This is a genomic window from Streptomyces sp. NPDC052107 (genome assembly GCF_040680215.1).
Lineage (GTDB): Bacteria > Actinomycetota > Actinomycetes > Streptomycetales > Streptomycetaceae > Streptomyces.
In genome coordinates this window covers 1-1,631 of the sequence record NZ_JBFAWG010000269.1, presented here as the reverse complement: position 1 = coordinate 1,631, position 1,631 = coordinate 1, and the positions used below count along the sequence as shown (strand labels likewise).

The window sequence follows — 1,631 nt, the reverse complement described above, 5'->3', positions numbered from 1 at the left end:
GAATGAGGGTGAGCGGCCGGTAGGAGAAGCCGACGAAGAGGTCGACGGCGTGCCGGAACAGCTTCCCCAGCGACCACTTGGCCCGCCCGGCCGCGCGCGGTGCGTGCGCGGTCTCCACCGTGGTGTACCGCGCGCCGATCAGCGGGAGGGTGGCGAGGAAGTAGGGCGTGCTGACCCTGCAGTCGGCGACCTTGCGGGCCACCACCGTGCGGACCACCCGGAACACCGAGGCGTGGACCGGGAGTTCGATGCCGAGGATGCGGGTGGCGATGGCCTGGTGGCCGACCGTGCCCAGTCGGCGGTACCAGGGGTCCTGCCGGCCGGTGCGGATCGCGAACACCGCGTCGTAGTCGCCCTCCACGGCCCTGCGGGTGAGCTTGTGGATCTCGGCGGGCGGTGACTGGAGGTCGGCGTCGAGCTGTACGGTCCATTCCTTCGACGCGTACGAGAATCCGGCGGTGAAAGCCGATTCGAGTCCGAAATTGCGGGCGAACGAGATATAGCTGACGCGGGGGTCGGCGGCGGCGATCCGCTTGATGATGGAGAGGGTGCCGTCCGTGCTGCCGTCGTCGACGAACAGGATTTCGGCGTCCCCGTACGGATACACCTCCTCCTTGATGCGCAGGTATGCCTGCTCTATGCATTCCTCCTCGTTGAAACAGGGCACCATCGCGGTGATGGAAAGCGTGGCAGGCATCCTGGCCATCGTCCGTCGTTCCTCTGCTCGCGTCCGGTTCCGGTTCCGTCTTCCGGTTCCTTTTTCCGGTTCCGTTCTCGGTCCCGATTCCGGGTCAGTCGAACATCGCGTTCATGGTCTCGTGCGTGGCCGCCTTCTCCTGGTCCGCGCGGCTGGCCCAGCAGGTGTTCAGGATGATGCGCGTCTTGTCGGCGTTCAGCGGGACCGTGCGGTGCAGCGTGGTGTCCGAACGCAGCAGGTACAGCTCGCCCCTGGCGTGGCCGTAGCTGCGGATGGGGTGCTTCTGGAGGTACTCCTGGACGCGCGGGTCGTCACCTCGGCCGCGACCGACCGCTCCACCGTCACCCGCGCCCGCGCCGCCGACGCGGCATCCGGCTCGTACCGCCCGGTGCAGGTCTCCGCACCGCACTCCGTCACCGTCAGCGTGCCGTGCTCACGCCCCTGGGCCAGCACGACGTGGTGCGCGGCGTCCCACGACGACCACGCGCCCGCCACCAGCAGCACCAGGGCCACCAGCCCCATGACGGCCCGAAGGCCCACCACGGCCGCACGCCGCGAACCGCTCCGCTTCATGGGGGCAGATCCTTGGCCAGAGCACGGCCCTCGGTCAACTCATGGCCGGAAAACGCCCCGCGAGGGAAGGGAATGTCAGGAGTTGTACGCGCTCTGCGCCCGCTCCAGCCCCTCCGCCAGCAGACACTCCACCGAGTCCGCCGCCCGGTCCACCAGATACGCCAGCTCCTTGCGCTCCGCCGAACCGAAATCCTTCAGCACGAAGTCCGCCACCTGCATCCGCCCCGGCGGCCGCCCGATCCCGAACCGCACCCGGTGGTAGTCCGGCCCCATCGCCTTCGTCATCGACTTCAGCCCGTTGTGACCGTTGTCCCCGCCGCCCAGCTTCAGCCGCAGCATCCCGTAATCGACATCCAGCTCG

2 protein-coding genes and 2 pseudogenes are annotated in these 1,631 nt (G+C 68.6%); all 4 read right to left on the bottom strand.

Annotation, left to right across the window (positions count from 1 at the left end; all coding sequences use genetic code 11):
- The coding region (locus AB0M27_RS47720; protein ID WP_365732449.1) for a glycosyltransferase family 2 protein at positions 1–697 on the bottom strand (697 nt) is incomplete at its 3' end.
- A 94-nt stretch (positions 698–791) separates the two neighbouring features.
- Positions 792–1,010 (bottom strand): annotated as a pseudogene (locus AB0M27_RS47715) (ArpA protein); the annotation flags it as partial.
- A gap of 5 nt (positions 1,011–1,015) precedes the next feature.
- Positions 1,016–1,270 (bottom strand): annotated as a pseudogene (locus AB0M27_RS47710) (hypothetical protein); the annotation flags it as partial.
- 75 nt (positions 1,271–1,345) lie between these two features.
- Positions 1,346–1,631, bottom strand: a 286-nt coding sequence (locus tag AB0M27_RS47705; protein WP_365732448.1) for an aminoacyl-tRNA hydrolase, incomplete at its 5' end; no start/stop codon positions are given.